Here is a 17,076-nt window from a genome sequence, read left to right as displayed (position 1 = left end):
GCTTTTCGACGGAACTTTCTTGCGGTTCGGGGCTGCGCGACGAACTTCAGGAAACACAAAGGGCGCCGCGGCGCCCTTTGATGTTTTTGACAGGATCTCAGACGTGCGCGCGCTCGACTTTGGGCGCGCCCTTGGATCGTGCTTGCCATAGGTCGTAAGCGGCCTGCTGGGCCAACCAGAGATCGGCGCGCCCACCATTCTCCACGCCGAGCCAGCCTTCGATACGAAGGGCCATTTCCGGCGAGATTCCGGCGCGCCCGTTCAATACGCGCGATAGTGCCACGCGCGTAATGCCGAGCTGCTCGGCTGCTTGGGTCACCGTCAAGCCAAGCTCCGGGAGGACGTCCTCCCGAAGGGTTTCGCCCGGGTGCGGCGGATTGAACATTTGAGTCATTGCCTTAGCCTCAGTGATAGTCCTGGTAGTCCACCAGGACGACGTCGACGCCTTCGAACCTGAACGTCATTCGCCAATTTCCGTTCACGCTCACGGAGTAGTGGCCCGCCAGAGAGCCATCGAGTCCGTGAAGCTTCCAGCCTGGGAGGTTCATGTCCTGTGCCGACTGCGCGATGTCGAGTTGAGCCAGTTGACGTCTTAGTCTCGACGCGTGGTCGGGCCTGATGCCGGCCTTACTTCCGCTGAAAAAGAATTCCTCGAGCCCCTTGTGTCGCCATGACTTGATCATGGTCCTCCCGATACCTGAAAAGATTTGCCATTTGGGTCACTCCAAGGGATGTTGGCGACGTCCGGCCGGAAAGCCCTTCGAAATGTCCGCTGGACATTCGGCCGGCGTATAGTGTATAGCAACACTATACAGGTGGCGGCGTCGGAAATCAACACGATGAGATCAGGGTCGTGCCGTCGAGTTTCGCGCCATGACGTGAGATTTGTGCACGCAGAAACGGCGATTTGATTCATCGAGCGGTGATTTTCTTACACACCCCTGTGAGAAAAAATCGACCGATTTCGGCGTTTCCCCCTATGTCTCGCCTCCCGCGCTCGGTGGTCTACTCATCACACCAGTTGACCACACCCGTGCGCTACGCCTGGAGGAGACATGAACGTTGCAGAAACGCAGTCCGTCGAGCAATCGGCGATCAGAAAAGTGTCGTGGCGGCTCGTGCCGTTCGTCGCGCTGATGTTCTTCATCAACTTTCTCGACCGGACCGCGATCTCCTTCGCCGGCCCGAACGGGATGACCAAGGATCTCGGTCTCACCGCCGCGCAGTTCGGTTTCGCGGCGGGCGTGTTCTTCATCGGCTATATCGTGCTGGAGATTCCCAGCAATCTCGCGCTCCACAAGTTCGGCGCGCGCCGCTGGCTCGCGCGCATCAGGGTCACGTGGGGCATCGTCGCGTTGCTGTTCACGTGGGTCGGCAGCGTGAGCGGGCTCTATACGCTGCGCTTCTTGCTGGGCGTCGCCGAAGCGGGCTTCTTTCCCGGCGCGATTCTCTTTCTCAGCATGTGGGTGCCCGCGAAGCATCGCAGCCATATCCTCGCGTTGTTCTATCTCGCGCAGCCGCTCACGATCGTCATCGGCGCGCCGCTCGCTGCGCTGCTGATCGAAGCACATGGTCTCTTCGGTCTCGCCGGCTGGCGCATCATGTTCTTCGGCGTCGCGATTCCGGCGATTCTCGTCGGCGTGATCGCGTGGTTCTATCTGACCGACACACCCGCCGACGCCAAATGGCTCACGCCCGCCGAACGCGACTGGCTCACGACGCGTCTCGACGAAGAAGACCGCGCCAAGGGCGCATCGGCGGCGAAGGGCCACGGCAGTCCCGTCGCCGCGCTGATGAGCGGCCGCGTGTGGCTCTTCGCGCTGATGTACTTCGGCCTGATCTACGGTCTGTATGCGCTCGCATTCTTCCTGCCGACGATCATCGGCGGCTTCGAGACGCGCTTCGGCACGCACTTCAACGTGTTCCAGAAGGGCCTGATCACCGCGATTCCGTATCTGCCCGCCGCCATCGCGCTGTTCCTGTGGAGCCGTGACGCGACAAAACGCGGCGTGCGCTCGTGGCATATCGGCGTGCCGGCGCTGGTCGGCGCGGTGAGCGTGCCGCTCGCGCTGCAGATGGGTTCGCCCGCCGCGACCATCGCCGTGATCACCGTGACGGCCTGCGCGATCTTCTCCGCGCTGCCGAACTTCTGGGCGCTGCCGGCGCGCTTCCTGTCCGGCGCGGCGGCCGCTGCGGGCATCGCGCTCATCAACACGGTCGGCAATCTCGCGGGCTTCGTCGCGCCGTACGTCACCGGCATGGCGAAGGACATGACAGGCTCGTATCAACTGCCGATGCTGATCGTCGGCGCAATGATGCTGATGTCCGCCGCGCTCGCTTTCGCCATCGGACGCACGAGTCAGGAGCGGACGCCGGATGCCGTCGCCGCGAACGCACATTGAACATTCATCCCACATCGGAGATATCGACATGAAGGAAAAGATCGCACTGTTCGGCGCAGGCGGAAAGATGGGCGTGCGCCTCTCGAGCAATCTGTTGAAGTCGGACTATCGCGTCGCGCACGTCGAGCCGGGCGCGGCGGGACAGAAGCGGCTGAAGGACGAACTGGGCATCGAATGTGTGTCCGCCGATGCCGCGCTCGACGGCGCGCAAGTCGTCATCCTCGCCGTGCCCGATACGCTGATCGGCAAGCTGTCGCACGACATCGCGCCGAAGCTCAAACCCGGCACGATGGTCATGACGCTCGATGCCGCCGCGCCTTTCGCGGGCCATCTTCCGGACCGCAAGGACCTGACGTACTTCGTCGCGCATCCGTGCCATCCGGTCATCTTCAACTACGACCTCGACGAAAAGTCGCTGCACGATCACTTCGGGGGCGCACATGCGAAGCAGTCGATCGTCAGCGCGCTGATGCAAGGCCCGGAGGAAGCGTTCGATCTCGGCGAGGCCGTCGCGAAGGTGATCTATGCGCCGATCCTGCGTTCGTACCGCCTGACCGTCGATCAGATGGCGATCCTGGAGCCCGGCCTGTCAGAGACGATCTGCGCGACGCTGCTCTACGTGATGCGCGAAGCGATGGACGAAACCATCAAGCGCGGCGTGCCCGAACAGGCGGCGCGCGACTTCCTGCTCGGCCACATGAACATTCTCGGCGCGGTGATCTTCAACGAGATTCCCGGCGCGTTCTCCGATGCGTGCAACAAGGCCATCGAGTTCGGCAAGCCGCGTCTCATGCGCGACGACTGGAAGAACGTGTTCGATCGCGAGGAAATCGCGGAGAGCATTCGCCGGATCACGTGAGCATCGCGCGGCTGAATCGTTGAAATCGACTTTTGAGGGAATGACTGTGACCGAACGCATCCACGCCACTTACTGGCTCGAAACCGGCGTCGACCCGCGCACTGCCGCCGAGACGATCGCGGGCGAGCAGTCGAGCGGCACCTTCATCGCGCTGCCCGGCGAGACGCCCGAACTCAAGGCGCGCTCGGGCGCGCGCGTCGAGCGGCTCGAAGTGCTGGGCCATGGCGAGGCGCCGAGTCTGACGGGCGGCGCCGCATCGAAGTGTTATACGCAATGCCTGCTGGAACTCTCGTGGCCGATCGAGAACTTCGGGCCATCGCTGCCGAATCTGATGTCGACGATCGCGGGCAATCTGTTCGAACTGCGGCAGGTGTCGGGCTTGCGTCTCACCGGCTTGCGCCTGCCCGCATCGTTCGCGGCGGCGTATCCGGGGCCCGCGTTCGGCATCGAAGGCACGCGCAAGCTGTCGGGCGTGACGCATGGGCCGCTCATCGGCACGATCATCAAGCCGAGCGTCGGGCTTTCGCCGCAGGAAACGGCGGAACAGGTGAAGGCGCTGGTCGCGGGCGGCATCGACTTCATCAAGGATGACGAACTGCAAGCGGACGGCTCGCATTGTCCGTTCGACGAACGCGTGCGCGCGGTGATGCGCGTCGTGAACGATCACGCCGAGCGCACCGGCAAGAAGGTGATGGTCGCGTTCAACGTGACGGGCGATCTCGACCAGATGAAGCGCCGCCACGATCTCGTGCTCGAACAGGGCGGCACCTGCGTGATGGCGGTGCTCAATTCTATCGGTCTCGTCGGCATGACCGAGCTGCGCAAGCATAGCCAGTTGCCGATTCACGCGCATCGCGCGGGCTGGGGTTATCTGACGCGCAGCGAAGCGCTCGGCTGGGATTACGCGCCGTGGCAAATGCTGTGGCGTCTCGCGGGCGCGGACCATCTGCACGTGAACGGCTTGCGCAACAAGTTCAGCGAATCCGATGAAAGCGTGATCGCGGCGGCGCGCGCGGTGCTGACGCCTGTAATGGACGCCGCGCCGATGACCGCGATGCCCGTCTTCAGTTCTGGCCAGGCGGGCTTGCAGGCGGCGGACACGTATGCGGCCACCGGTTGCGCGGATCTGATCCACACGGCGGGCGGCGGCATCTTCGGTCATCCGGGCGGCGTGGCGGCGGGCGTCGAGGCGTTGCGCGAGGCGTGGGTCGCGGCTATGGAAGGTGTGCCGCTCGCGCGTCATGCAGAACGCAATCCCGCATTGAAGGCTGCGCTGGGGTTCTGGAAATGAGCGGCGGGAACAAGGCTGCATGGCCCGACGGCCTTCTTCTGGCCTACTACGGCGACGACTTCACCGGCTCTACCGACGCAATGGAAGCGATGACCGCCGCCGGCGTGCCGACGCTGCTCTGCCTGCAGCCGCCCACGCCCGAACTGCTCGCGCGCTTTCCGGACGTGCGCTGCGTGGGGCTGGCGGGATCGTCGCGCGGGCGCAGTCCGCAATGGATGGACGACGAGTTGCCGCGCGCCTTCGCGAACCTCGCCGCACTGGGCGCGCCGATCCTGCAATACAAGGTCTGCTCGACGTTCGATTCATCGCCGCAGACGGGCTCGATCGGACGCGCGATCGATATCGGTGTCACGCACATGCGCGGCGCGTGGTCGCCGATGATCGTCGGCGCGCCGCGTCTCAAGCGCTATCAGGCGTTCGGCAATCTGTTCGCGGCGGTGGAGGGCGAGGGCTATCGGCTGGACCGGCATCCGACGATGTCGCGCCATCCCGTCACGCCGATGAACGAGGCGGACCTGCGCGTGCATCTCGCGCGGCAGACGGAGCGGCGCATCGGCCTGATCGACTTCGTGCAATTGCGTTCGCCCGATGTTCGCGAGCGCCTGAACGCGCTGGAGAATGACGATACGCCCATCGTCATGATCGACGTCCTCGACGAGGAAACGCTCGCCGCGGCGGGAAAACTCGTCTGGGAAGCGCGCGGTGAGGGCGTGTTCACGGCGTCGTCATCGGGATTGCAATACGCGCTCGCGGCGCACTGGCGCGCCAACGGGCTCGTGCCGGAAACGCCGGGCTTGCCGCAGGCATCTCCCGTCGATGTGATCGCCGCCGTCAGCGGAAGCTGCTCGCCGGTGACGGCGGGGCAGATCCGCTGGGCGCGCGACAATGGCTTTTGCGTCGAGCGCCTGGACTTGCGCCGCGCGCTCGATGCCAGCTCGCGCGAAGCCGAGATCGAACGCGTGGTCGGCCTCGCGGCGCACGCCGTGAGCGAGGGCAGAAGCCCGCTCGTCTTCAGCGCCGAAGGCCCCGACGATCCCGCCGTGCTCGGCTTCGACGACATCGCCGCGCAGGCCGCGCTGAATCGCGCCGAAGCCGCGCGCCGCGTCGGCGAAACGCTCGCCGACGTGATGCGCCTTCTGCTCGATCGCACGCCATTGCGCCGTGTCGTGGTCGCGGGCGGCGACAGCTCGGGCGAAGTGGCGAGCCGGCTCGGCATCACGGCATTGAGCGTCGCGGCGGGCATGGCGCCGGGCGCGCCGCTGTGCCGCGCATGGTCCGGCGATCCCGCGCGCGACGGGCTGGAAATCGTGCTGAAAGGCGGGCAGATCGGCGGCGTGTCCTTCTTCGGAAACGTGCGCGACGGCGCTTCGTGAGCGGCACGCTTCGTGATAAGGTCAGCGCAAAGAATCATCGAAGACAGGCAATTCCGATGGCTGACATCATTCAGCGGCGCAAGCTGTATCAGGACGTACTGGACCGGTTGATGGACCGTATCCGCTCGGGCGAGATCGCGCCCGGCGCGCAGTTGCCTTCCGAGCGCGAGCTGATGGAAGCGTATGGCGTGGGCCGTCCCGCGATCCGCGAGGCGTTGCAGAGCCTGGAGCGCTCCGGCATCGTCGAGATCGCGCATGGCGAGCGGGCGCGCGTCGTCGTGCCGACGGCGCAGAGCCTCATCGCGCAGATCGCGATCGGCACGATGCACCTCCTGCGCACGCAGCCGGACATGCTGGAGCATCTGAAAGCGGCGCGGCTCTTTCTCGAAACCGGCACCGCGCGCATGGCGGCGGAAAAGGCGTCGGAGGATGACATCGCGAGGCTCGTGCAGCGCGTCGAAGCGCAGCGTGAAGCCGTGCACGACCGCGACGCGTTCCTCGCCTGCGACATGGCGTTTCATCGCGAGATCGCGCAAATCGCGGGCAATCCGATCTATCCGTCGATCGTGGAATCGATCTTCAACTGGGCATCCGAGTACTATCGGCCGATGGTGCGCGCGCCGGGCGCCGAAGCGTTGACGCTCGCGGAGCACGAACGCATTGTCGAGGCGATCGCCGCGCGCGACGGCGACGCCGCCGCGGACGCGATGCACGCGCATCTCTCGCGCGCGAGCGCGCTCTACGGCAAGCTCATCACGTCCTGAGCGCCGCGCCGTCCCGCGTGCGCGGGAACGCGGCCATTTCCTTCAGGCTCTCGTTCATCTCTTCGATCAGCCAGCGCTCCAGCTGCGCGACATCGGCATGCGCGCGCAGATGCGGCGCGACCCACAGCACGAGTTCGCGCGGCCCCGGCGCGAAGCCGAACGGCGCGACGAGCTTGCCGGAGACGAGATCGTTCATGACGAGCATCTGCGGCACGAGCGCGATGCCGAGCCCGCACACGGCCGCCTGGATCAGCAGATAGAAGTGATCGTAGCTATCCGCGCTCGCGCCGGAGACGGGCGCGATGTGCATCGCGCGAAACCAGTCTGGCCACGCCTCGGGGCGCGTGCGCGCGGACAGCAGCTTCGCGCGCGCGAGATCGGCGGGCGCCGCGAGACCGGCCGACTGCGCATACTGCGGCGAGCAGACCGGCCCGATCCATTCGTCGATCAGCTTGCGCGTGATCGCGTCCTTAGGCGGCTCGATCGTGCTCGCGCGTATCGCGACGCTGATTTTGTCGCGCACGAAGTCGATCTGGTCGTAGTTCATGTTGAACTTCAGCTCGGTCTGCGGATAGCGCCGATGAAACCCCGCGATGCGCGGAATGAGCCAGTTCATCATGATGGTCGCCGAGCAAGACAGCGTGAGCGGCTCGGGCTTCAGTTGCTCGATGCTCGCGTCGATGAGACCGAACGCGGCCGTGAGTCCTTCGGCGAGGCGCCGGCCTTCGGGCGTCGGTTCCGACGACTGCGCCGAGCGCACGAGCAGCGTAAGGCCGAGCGTATCTTCGAGCGCCTTCACCTGGCGGCTGATCGCGCCATGCGTGACGCACAACTCCTGCGCGGCGAGCGTCATGCTGCGCAGGCGCGCCACGGCTTCGAACGCGCGCAGGGCGTTGAGCGACGGGCGCGGCGTCTGCATGGTCTTCTCCCTGTGGTCCCGATCGTTTCTCGCCGCGATACGGCCACGCCGATTGTAGTCCGCGCGCGCGGCACCGCGGGGCGTTTGTATCGCAACGTATCGGCATCGCCGGGCGACACACGGCGTTGCATAAACCGTCTTTCGCGAAACACGCGAGATACGTCGTCTGGTTTTAATACCTCCAAGCCCGAACGATTTGCAACACACGGCGGATCGTCAAAACGGCCTCTCATCCCATTCTCTGGAGGTACATCATGAAAGTCATTCGATCGCTCATCGTTGCTGCTGCTGTCGCGCTGCCGGCGCTCTCGTTCGCGCAAGCGAACCAGCCGCTCACCCGTGCCGACGTGCGCGCGCAACTCGTCGAACTGCAGAAGGCCGGCTACAACCCCGCGAGCGACCAGACGCAATATCCGCAAAACATCCAGGCCGCGGAGGCGCGCCTGAACGCCGCGAAGGGCATCGGCGCGTACGGCGCTTCGGTGAGCGGCAGCGCCTCGTCCGGCACGCGCGCGGCGGATAGCGACGTCATCGGCCTCGGTCCGATTTTTGCGAAATCCTGAACGCGCGGACCTGCTTGCCCGGAGCGCCCGGACGGATCGGCCGTCCGGGCGCTCTGCTCATGGCCGATACGTTTTTGTTAATAACGTGTTGCACCCCGAAATCATGGCCATGCAAGCGATACACTCTCGCCTGCAAAAGCCCATTTTTGACGGTATATGACGTGCTGCGAATGTGGGAGCGCGGAAAATGGGTATCATCCCTTTCCGCCATGCGCGGATTCCGCGGAATGTAACAGCGTATCGCAGTTTTTTGCGTGCGACGCCATTGATTTTCGAGGCGCTTATGCCCCCAGACGTAGACAACATCACCGACGAGCAGATCGCATCGATTGCCGATCGCCTGACCGAAGAAGGCCGCAAGGTTTCCCCCGTCACCGTTTGGACGGAAGCGAAAGGCGGCTCGATCGTCGCCATCGCGGCCGGCCTGCAGCGCTGGCGCGAAGCGCGTCAACCGGGCGTGCCCGAGCAGCAGGCGCCCACGGGACTTCCCGACGACCTCGCCGAAACACTCGTGAACGTCGCGCGCCGTCTCTGGACGGTCTCGCGCGACGAAACCGAACGGTTCTCCGGCCAGCGGCTTTCCGCCCTCAACCAGCGGCTCTCGACCGCGCTCGTGGAGCGCGACGAGGCGCTCTCCGAATTCGAGAAGACCGGCGACGAGGCCGCGAAGAGTCGTCAGCAGATGACGGACACGATGAGCGCGCTGCGTGCATCGGAAGAGTCTGCGGCGCGCCTGCGTGACGAACTCGGCACGGCCACGGCGCGCGCGCAGACCGCCGAGACGCGCGTCGAGGAAGCGGCGCAGCGCGCGGCGGCGGAGCAGTCCGAGCTTGCCGCCGTGAAGGCGTCGCTCGAGGAGCAGCGTCATGCGAACGAGGCGTCGAACGCGGCGCTGTCGGGCAAGGATGAAGAGCTCGCGCGGATCGCGGCGGAACTGGATCACGCTCGCCAGCAGCACGAAGAGGCGCACGCGTCGATCGCGGGCATCGCTGGCGAGCGCGATCACGCGCGTCAGGCGCATGCGGAACTGCATGCGTTGATGTCGGGCAAGGACGAAGAGTTCGCGCGCATCACGGCGGACCTGGATCAGGCGCGTCGGCAGCACGAAGAGGCGCACGCATCGATCGCGGGCAAGGACGAAGCGCTCGCGCGTGTCGCGGCGGAGCTGGAGCAGGCGCGTCAGCAGCACGAAGAGGCGCACGCATCGATCGCGGGCAAGGACGAAGCGCTCGCGCGCATCGCAGAGGAGCGGGACCGCGCGCGTCAGGATCACGCAGAACTGCACGCGCTGATGTCGGGCAAGGACGATGAACTCGCGCGCATCGCTGGCGAGCGCGACGAGGCGCGGCAGCAGCACGAGGCGTTGAGCCTGGCGGCGCAGGACAAGTCGGCGCAAGCCGAGCGCTGGTCGCAGGATGCGAGCGCCGCGCAGTCGCGCGCGCAGGCCGCCGAGGCGCAGGCGAGCGAAAGCCTCGCGCGCGTGGCCGCGCTGGAAGCCGAACTGAACGAGGCTCGCGGCGCGCTGGAGATGGAGCGCGAAAACGCGGCGGCGCGCAGCGCGGAAATATCGGCGCAGCGCGATCACGTAGGCCGCGTCGGCGGCGAACTGGACGAAGCCCGCAAGCGCATCAGCACGTTGATGGAAGAAAAGGCCGAGCAAGGCGCCGAACTCGCGCGCGTATCGAACGATATCAACGCATTGCGCGAGCGTGCCGAGTCCGCGGAGAAAAACGCGACCGATCTCGCGAAGCGTCTCGTCGAGAAAGAGCAGGGCGAAGAGTCGGAACTCGCTTCGTTGCAGCGTCAGGTCTCGGCGCAGGCCAAGGCGCATTCGAAGGCCTACGACGACCTGCGCGCCAACGCCGAGCAATGGGTCACGTATGCGAAAGACCTGCGCCAGCGCCTCGACGTGGCCAACGAGAAGAACCTGTTCATCGATGCCCGCAGCACCGGCGAAGTCGCGCTGATGCGCAGGCTCGCGGTCGAACTGGAGCGCCTGAAGCCGGATCATGAACTCGTGTTCCGCGAGGCGCAGCAAAAGGTGATCGGCGACAAGATGGCGCAGCAACTCGCGCAGAAGGGCTATCGCTACGATCCGGCCACCGCGGTCATGTCGAAGATCGAAACGTGACGCTCATGTGACAATGCTCATGTGACATGGAAACGCAGACCATCACCGTGACGATCGATCGCGACTGGCGCGAGCTCTATGACGCCATCTGGCGTCCTGAAGTCTTTCCGACGTGGGCGTCGGGGCTTGCCCGGTCGACGCTCGAAGACATGGGCGATCACTGGCGCGCGCACGGTCCCGAAGGCGACGTGACGATCCGCTTCACGGACCATAACGCGTTCGGCATCATGGATCATCGCGTGTATCTGCCGGATGGCGCGGAAGTCTACGTTCCATTGCGCGTCTATCAGAACGGCGCGGGCGCTGAAGTGGCGCTCACGCTGTTCCGTCAACCCGGCATGACCGAAATAAAGTTCGCCGCCGATGCCGACTGGGTCCGCCGCGACCTCGCCACGCTCGCCGCGCGTTACGCCAAGCCCTGAACCGACGGCTCACGGAGTCCACTGATACATCAGGATCTTCGCGCGCGCGTCGTCTTCCAGCAGGACGACATACTCGCCGTTCGCGCGCCGCGTCGCGCTGATGCCGAGTTCCACATCGACATAACCGCTCGTGCCGCCAACATTCGCGCCCGGCGTCATATAACCGACGGCCGAGCCGGTGCGCGCATCGTACACATTCACTTTCTGCGTAAAGAGCTCGGCGACGAACAGATAGTCGCCCGCCGTGGCCACGCCGACTGTCGTCACCGGCGGCGTGCTCGCCGTGTCCCACGGAAGCGCGATCGCGTACGTCATCACGGGCGCGCCCGTGCTCCAGTTGTCGTAGCGCGCGAGCGTGGGGCCGGCTTCTTTCCAGCGGGCCGCGTCGTACGGAATCGACTGCGTGAAGCCTGACACGTACATCGTGTCCGTCTCGGCGACGTACAGCACGCGCCCGATGCGCGTGAAGGGCGCGGGCATCGCGAAAGTTTTCGACGCGGCGTACGAATAGACCGGATTGCCGAATGCATCGAAGTTTTGAATGGGCATTTGGCGAATGCCGCTCGTCGGCGTGCTGAACCAGACGGCGCCCGCCGAATCCACCCACATGAAGCTGTTGCCGACCGTGCTGCCCGTCGATGGATTGCCGGTGTATTCGTTGTCGCCGAGGCGTCCGTCGCCGTCGATGTCGCGCCACATCCATTCGCCCCAACCCGGCTGATTCGCCGGAAAGCCGCCGCCGATGTTGCCTTGCGCGAACATTCCCGACGGAATCGCGATGCTGCCGTGCGCCGTATCGAAGCGATGCACGTACAACTCGTGCGAGTACGGATCGAGCGTGTAAAGATATGGGCGGTTGCCGTTGAGCCGCCGCACCATCGGCTCGCCGCGCACGCCGCGCCCGATGTGCAGTTCGGGATCATCCGGATAGGTGAAGCGGTCGACCGTATAGGCGCTGTAGGTCCACTGTTTGCCGGGCGGCTTCGTCCAGTCCATCGTGAAGATTTTCGAGCCGGTGTAGACCGTGTCGGGCGCGCCGGGGTCGGTGGCCGCGCCATCGACGAACACGAGGCCGTCCAGCTCCCACAGCAGCGACCGCGACGCGCCCTTGAACGCCTGCAGCACCGCGCCGCTTCCGACCGAAGCCGAGTTCAGGCCGCGCGGGCCTTCGCCGTTCTGGCCGACATACAGATTGCCCGCCGCATCGAAACCGATGCCTGTCACGAAGTTGAAGCGTCCCGCGTCGATCATGCCCGCGGGCGCGTGATTCACGCCGTTCAGCGTGCCGATGGGCGTGCCCGCCTGCAATGCCGATGCGGCCGTCTTCCTGTACGTGAGGATCTGCTGCGCGGGTCCGGTATCGGCGATGTAGAGATCGCCTGCCGCCGACATGGCGATGTCGGCGGGCACGGTGCCGGCGGGCAGAACCGGCGCGCCGCCGAGCAGCGCGCCCGCCGCCGAATAATGCGCGACGCGCGGCTGGCCCGTCAGCGCGCCGGCGATGACCCAGAGCGAGCCATCGCGGTCGAGCTCGATGCGCCCCGGCGATGCGACATCGAAGGCGCGCTTGCGCCGCATCGTGGCGGCATCGAACACGATGATGCGGTTCGCGTACTGGTCCGAGACGAATAGCTCGCTGTCGTTCGCGGCAAGACCGCGTATGCCGGCATCGGTGCCCGCGGGAACCGTATCGACGATCAGGAAGCTGTTCTTCGTCGCGTTCGCGCTGTTGCCCGCGCCGCCCGTGAACGGCGCGCCCTGTGCGATATTGCCGATCGCGCGCCGCGTGATGCCGAACCATGTATAGCCGTTCGGCGGATAGTCCGCGCCGACGAGACCGCCGTTCTGATTGCCGATGGACATCGCGGCATAGAGATACGCGCCGTTCGATGTCACCGCATCGCCGCCCGCCGCGCCCCAGCCATGCGTCGCGCCCGCGACCGCGATACGGTCGCCGTTGCGATACGCGGCGATCTCGGCGCCGCTTTCGTCCCACGGCGAGTTGGTGTAGACGGTGCCGTCCGGCGCGACGTGCAGCGCCTGGATGTCCTGCTGCATCCATTTGCCGTCGCCGTTGCCGAACGTGTTGCCGATCCACGAGGTCGTGTAGCTCAGCTGCGCGCCCGCGGCTTGCGCGTGCGGCGCGAGAGCGAGCGCGGCCAGTGCGCTCATCAAAAGGGCCAGCAGTTTCATTGCCCGCATCCTTGCTTCAAAGGCTGTTGTCGTGCTTATCGGCGCGCTGACGGGATGCTTGAGACGCGCGAGCGCATGCACGAAAAGCGTGCCGGGCGGACAATCGTCCCGCATCCCGGCGCAAGCATGATGGACAAGCGCGGCCCGGCCAAGGTTTCCGCCACCTTGAAAGCGGGGCGCGGCGGGACTAGGCTTGGCGAGGGTCCGTCACCCGCGTTCGGACCGTTCATCCGCGCGAGGCCGATATGACCGCGAACGCTGCGCCATTCGATACCGAGCTGAGCCGTGTGCTCGGCTGCCGCTATCCGATCATCTCCGCCGGAATGGGCGGGCCCGCGCGCGCCGAGCTCGCGTCGGCCGTGTCGAATGCGGGAGGCTTCGGCCTGCTCGGCATGGTGCGCGAATCGCCGGAGACGATCGCGAACGAAGTCGCCGCGGTGCGTGCCGCGACGGATCGGCCATTCGGCGTGAATCTGATTCCCGCGGGCACGAAGCCCGGACTGCTGGCCGCCGAACTCGACGCATGCCTCGAATTGCGCGTGCCGGCGCTGTGCTTTTTCTGGGACGTGTACCCCGATATTGTTGCGCGCGTGAAGGACAGCGGCGCGCTCGTGCTGTATCAGGTCGGCTCGCTCGAGGACGCGCTGCGCGCGGAAAAGGCGGGCGCCGATGTGATCATCGCGCAGGGCGTGGAGGCGGGCGGGCACGTGCGCGGCTCGACCGGCATCATGACGCTGCTGCCCGAAATCGCCGCGCACACGCGCGTGCCGGTCGCGGCATCGGGCGGCATCGCGACGGGCGCGGGACTCGTCGCGGCGCTCGCACTGGGCGCGAGCGGCATTCATTGCGGCACCGTCTTCCTCACGACGCACGAATCGTACGCGCATGAGTATCACAAGCAACGCGTGATCGACGCGCGCGCGGGCGACACCGTCCACACCGATATCTACGCGATCAACTGGCCTGCCGGTTCGCCGGTGCGCGTGCTTGCCAACAGCGTGACGGATGCGTCGAGCGATCATCTCTTCGGCAACGATCCGTATGCGCTGCCGCGTGAGATCGTTGCGCACGACGAATGGGGCGCGGTCGAAAAGTACAGCACGGTTTCGCCGCTGCGCTCGACCACCGGCGATCTGGAAAAGATGGCGCTCTTCGCGGGGGAATCGTCGGCGCTGGTGAATGAGCGGATCTCGGCGGGCGAAGTCGTCGAGCGACTCATGCGCGAAGCGCACGAAACACTCGACGATCTGCTGGCGAGACACTTGCCCTGACGCGCGCATTACCTTCGCCCACGCGCCGACAAGCTATCATGTGCGCATTCCAAACATGCCGCACGAGCTGGAGAATCATATGGCTGGACCTCAGGAAAGCGTCAGCATGGCGTTGTTCTGCGATTTCGAGAACGTCGCGCTCGGCGTTCGCGATGCGAAGTACGAGAAGTTCGATATCAAACCCGTGCTGGAACGCCTGTTGCTGAAGGGAAGCATCGTCGTCAAGAAAGCTTATTGCGACTGGGACCGCTACAAGGGCTTCAAATCGGCGATGCACGAGGCCAGTTTCGAGATGATCGAGATTCCGCACGTGCGCCAGTCGGGCAAGAATTCGGCGGATATCCGCCTCGTCGTCGATGCGCTCGATCTCTGCTATACCAAGTCGCACGTCGATACCTTCGTCATCATCAGCGGGGATTCCGACTTCTCGCCGCTCGTGTCGAAGCTGCGCGAGAACGCGAAGAAGGTGATCGGCGTGGGCGTGAAGCAATCGACGTCCGATCTGCTCGTCGCGAACTGCGACGAATTCATCTTCTACGACGACCTCGTGCGCGAGCAGCAACGCGCCATCGCCAAGCGCGAGCAGCGCGAAGCGAAACGCGCGTCCGATGAAGAGCGGCAGCCGAAGCCGGAGACGGAGTCGCGCAAGTCGCAGGCTATTGCGATCGCGGTCGAAACCTTCGAGGCGCTCGCATCGGAGCGCGGCGAAAGCGGCAAGATCTGGGCATCGGTATTGAAAAGCGCGATCAAGCGGCGCAAGCCGGGCTTCAGCGAAACGCAATACGGCTTTCGCGCGTTCGGCAATCTGCTCGACGAAGCGCAATCGCGCGGCCTTTTGGAAGTTGGCCGCGACGATAAATCCGGCGCGTTCGTGTTCCGCTCCGCGCAGGTCGCGGCGGTGGATGTCAGGCCAGCCGAGGCGGCGGCTACAAGAGAACACGAGGCGACGGGGAACGGAAACCGTCGCAACAAGCGCGGCGCACGCAAGCAGGCGCCCATGCCCGCGCCGGAGCCCGTAGCCGCCATGGAAGAAGCGCCGGCGATCGTCGAGCCGCACATGCCCGAGCAGCAAATGGCCGAGCCGCAAGCCGAAGCCGAAGTCGCGCCCGCGCCCGCGCGGAAACGGGCCGCCGCGCCGCGTCGCGCGCGCAAGACGGCGCCGAAACCGAGTGCACTCGATGTGCAGCAGGAAGCCGCAGGCGAAGCGGTCGTCGAAGCGGAAGCGGCAAAGCCGCCGCGCAAGCCGTCTTCGCGCGGCAGCCGTTCGCGCAAGGCTGTCGATAAGGCAAGCGAGCAGTAAGCAGCGCGAGCCGCGTCACGCGCAGAGGCCGACGCCGTTCAACCCGGACCTTGCTCCGCCGTCACCGAAGCGGCGTCCCGCGCGTGCGCCGCCGCATGCTCTTCGGCGCGCCAGCGTTGCCGCGAGCGATACATCGTCGCGACCGCGATGCGCGCCATCTTCACCCAGCCCGAATGCCGCGGGTCCGCGAGCATGCTGAGCGCACGCGCGTAATCGAGCGTGAGGCCGGGCGTCCAGGCCATCGTCGCCGCGCGCTTCCTCACTTGCGCCGCGACCCACAGCTCGGGCGTCGCCATGATGCGCAGGAGCGGCTTCCATCCGCCGCCCTTGCCCCACACGCGCGCCGACGCGCCCTCGATCGCCGCTTCCAGCGCACGCGCGACCGAGCTCGAACAGTTGCGATACGTGAGGTTATACGTTGCGTCGCGGCGATATTCCTGCCAGAAACGTTCGAGCCGTACCGGATCATAGTTGCGGATGCGGACCTGCTCAGTCGACGGACACCAGGCCTTCGATTCGGTCGCATAGTCCGGCTGAAAGAGGCCGGGCACATCGTTCTCGCGTGTCGCGCGCAGCGTGCGCGTGAATTCGTTCGGCGAACGGTCGATCTCGACGGCGGGATAGAGGCTGATATACACGCCCTCGGGCGTTTCCAGCGCGGCGTGGCCGGTGGAGATGGTGCCGTTTCTATCGACCGCGGCGATATAGCGGTCGACGATCAATTGCCTGCGCGGCTGCGACTTCGCCGTGCCGACGGGCGTCCACACATGCACGGTCAACGCGGCTTCATGGGGCGCGGGCGGTCCGTCCCAGACGGCGCCGGAAAATGACGATGCGGCGCGCATCGCGACTTCCGATGCAGCCACATCCGCCGGGTCTTCCGCCGCCGGATTCGCCGCCAGGCGCCGCACGCGCGCTGCGAGCAGGATCATGTTCCAGCCGCCGAAGAAAAGCCCGAACGCGACGCAGTACGCGACGGTGCCCGCATAGTGATCGGGATACGGCTGATAGAAGAAGATCGCGATGGCGATTTCGAGCACGCCGCCCGCTGTCGCGAGCCGCCATCGGCGAAAGCGGACCACGCGCGCCGAGACGATCTGCAATGCGCCATCGACCAGAAAGAGCGTGCCGAAGATGAGCGACAGCACGAAGTTGCCATGCTCGCCGCCGATCAGCACGAGCAGCGCCGAGACGCAGAACGTCGCGCCTTTCACGTGGCGCAGCTTGCGCTGTCCGCCGATGCCGGTCCACGCGACGGCCAGCGTGGCGAGACCTTCGAGCAGCATGATGAGCGCGAAGGGCACGATGGGGAAGTAGAGCGCGCCGTCGAGCGCGTCGGTGAAGATGACCACGCCGAGCGCGATGCTGAGCAGCCCGAGCGTCATCACCGAGCGCCAGCGGCTGCGCAGGTAGTCGACGCCGAGGAGAATCATCACGAGACGAACCATTGCTTCCTCCGTCTGATCGTTCGATGCCTGAAGCGGGACATGCGCGGTCACACACTATTTAAGGCATTGACGGATGAAGCGGCAAGCGCGGGCGCGTTTGATTACGCAGACGAATGTGCGCGGCCGTCATGCGCGATGCA

At 65.6% G+C, this 17,076-nt stretch carries 15 protein-coding genes; 10 read left to right on the top strand and 5 right to left on the bottom strand.

Features of this window, described 5'->3' with window-relative positions:
* Positions 1-97: 97 nt before the first annotated feature.
* Both AC1Z32_RS04600 and AC1Z32_RS04595 read right to left on the bottom strand, forming a co-directional pair.
* Entirely contained in the window at positions 98-394 is a 297-nt protein-coding gene (locus AC1Z32_RS04600) for a HigA family addiction module antitoxin (RefSeq protein WP_483477513.1), read from the bottom strand.
* A 10-nt stretch (positions 395-404) separates the two neighbouring features.
* Entirely contained in the window at positions 405-683 is a 279-nt protein-coding gene (locus AC1Z32_RS04595) for a type II toxin-antitoxin system RelE/ParE family toxin (RefSeq protein WP_483477512.1), read from the bottom strand.
* Positions 684-1,055: 372 nt separating this feature from the next.
* On the opposite strand from AC1Z32_RS04595, the gene AC1Z32_RS04590 reads away from it, so the two are divergent.
* From AC1Z32_RS04590 to nanR, 5 genes are read left to right on the top strand one after another with little or no spacing between them, the layout of a single operon-like run.
* Complete coding sequence (locus AC1Z32_RS04590) at positions 1,056-2,402, top strand: MFS transporter (protein WP_483477511.1); 1,347 nt, start codon at positions 1,056-1,058, stop codon at positions 2,400-2,402.
* A gap of 28 nt (positions 2,403-2,430) precedes the next feature.
* On the top strand, positions 2,431-3,261 hold the full coding sequence (locus tag AC1Z32_RS04585) for a phosphogluconate dehydrogenase C-terminal domain-containing protein (protein ID WP_062601935.1): 831 nt from the start codon (positions 2,431-2,433) through the stop codon (positions 3,259-3,261).
* Between the two features lie 40 nt (positions 3,262-3,301).
* Positions 3,302-4,552, top strand: coding sequence for a ribulose-bisphosphate carboxylase large subunit family protein (locus AC1Z32_RS04580; protein WP_483477510.1), 1,251 nt, complete (start codon positions 3,302-3,304; stop codon positions 4,550-4,552).
* Positions 4,549-5,925, top strand: a complete 1,377-nt coding sequence (oiaK, locus tag AC1Z32_RS04575; protein ID WP_483477509.1) for a 3-oxo-isoapionate kinase OiaK — start codon at positions 4,549-4,551, stop codon at positions 5,923-5,925. The genes AC1Z32_RS04580 and oiaK overlap by 4 nt, the downstream gene beginning before the upstream one ends.
* A gap of 56 nt (positions 5,926-5,981) precedes the next feature.
* The gene (nanR, locus tag AC1Z32_RS04570; RefSeq protein WP_483477508.1) at positions 5,982-6,689 is read left to right on the top strand and encodes a transcriptional regulator NanR; all 708 of its coding nucleotides are present in this window, start codon (positions 5,982-5,984) and stop codon (positions 6,687-6,689) included.
* Here the strand turns inward: nanR and AC1Z32_RS04565 are convergent.
* Positions 6,679-7,608, bottom strand: coding sequence for a LysR substrate-binding domain-containing protein (locus tag AC1Z32_RS04565; protein ID WP_483477507.1), 930 nt, complete (start codon positions 7,606-7,608; stop codon positions 6,679-6,681). The genes nanR and AC1Z32_RS04565 overlap by 11 nt on opposite strands.
* Before the next feature lie 254 nt (positions 7,609-7,862).
* On the opposite strand from AC1Z32_RS04565, the gene AC1Z32_RS04560 reads away from it, so the two are divergent.
* From AC1Z32_RS04560 to AC1Z32_RS04550, 3 genes are all read left to right on the top strand, one after another.
* Positions 7,863-8,171: a DUF4148 domain-containing protein gene (locus tag AC1Z32_RS04560; RefSeq protein WP_483477506.1), complete on the top strand. Its 309-nt coding sequence runs from the start codon at positions 7,863-7,865 to the stop codon at positions 8,169-8,171.
* Positions 8,172-8,454: 283 nt separating this feature from the next.
* Positions 8,455-10,302, top strand: a complete 1,848-nt coding sequence (locus tag AC1Z32_RS04555) for a DNA-binding protein (RefSeq protein ID WP_483477505.1) — start codon at positions 8,455-8,457, stop codon at positions 10,300-10,302.
* A 26-nt stretch (positions 10,303-10,328) separates the two neighbouring features.
* Positions 10,329-10,724, top strand: coding sequence for a polyketide cyclase (locus tag AC1Z32_RS04550; RefSeq protein ID WP_483477504.1), 396 nt, complete (start codon positions 10,329-10,331; stop codon positions 10,722-10,724).
* Between the two features lie 9 nt (positions 10,725-10,733).
* On the opposite strand, the gene AC1Z32_RS04545 is transcribed toward AC1Z32_RS04550, so the two are convergent.
* Positions 10,734-12,917, bottom strand: a complete 2,184-nt coding sequence (locus AC1Z32_RS04545) for an NHL repeat-containing protein (protein WP_483477503.1) — start codon at positions 12,915-12,917, stop codon at positions 10,734-10,736.
* A 245-nt stretch (positions 12,918-13,162) separates the two neighbouring features.
* Here AC1Z32_RS04545 and AC1Z32_RS04540 point away from each other — a divergent pair, with 245 nt between their 5' ends.
* Together AC1Z32_RS04540 and AC1Z32_RS04535 are read left to right on the top strand one after the other, a co-directional pair.
* Positions 13,163-14,188: an NAD(P)H-dependent flavin oxidoreductase gene (locus tag AC1Z32_RS04540; RefSeq protein WP_483477502.1), complete on the top strand. Its 1,026-nt coding sequence runs from the start codon at positions 13,163-13,165 to the stop codon at positions 14,186-14,188.
* 79 nt (positions 14,189-14,267) lie between these two features.
* Complete coding sequence (locus AC1Z32_RS04535; protein WP_483477501.1) at positions 14,268-15,488, top strand: NYN domain-containing protein; 1,221 nt, start codon at positions 14,268-14,270, stop codon at positions 15,486-15,488.
* A gap of 38 nt (positions 15,489-15,526) precedes the next feature.
* Here the strand turns inward: AC1Z32_RS04535 and AC1Z32_RS04530 are convergent, their stop codons facing one another.
* A complete protein-coding gene (locus AC1Z32_RS04530; protein ID WP_483477500.1) occupies positions 15,527-16,936 on the bottom strand; it encodes an HdeD family acid-resistance protein in 1,410 nt (469 codons plus the stop codon).
* Positions 16,937-17,076: the final 140 nt, after the last annotated feature.

This window comes from Caballeronia sp. 11_S32, from assembly GCF_056930355.1.
The sequence above is the reverse complement of the archived record's forward strand: the minus strand, read 5'-3'. Positions and strand labels throughout refer to the sequence as shown.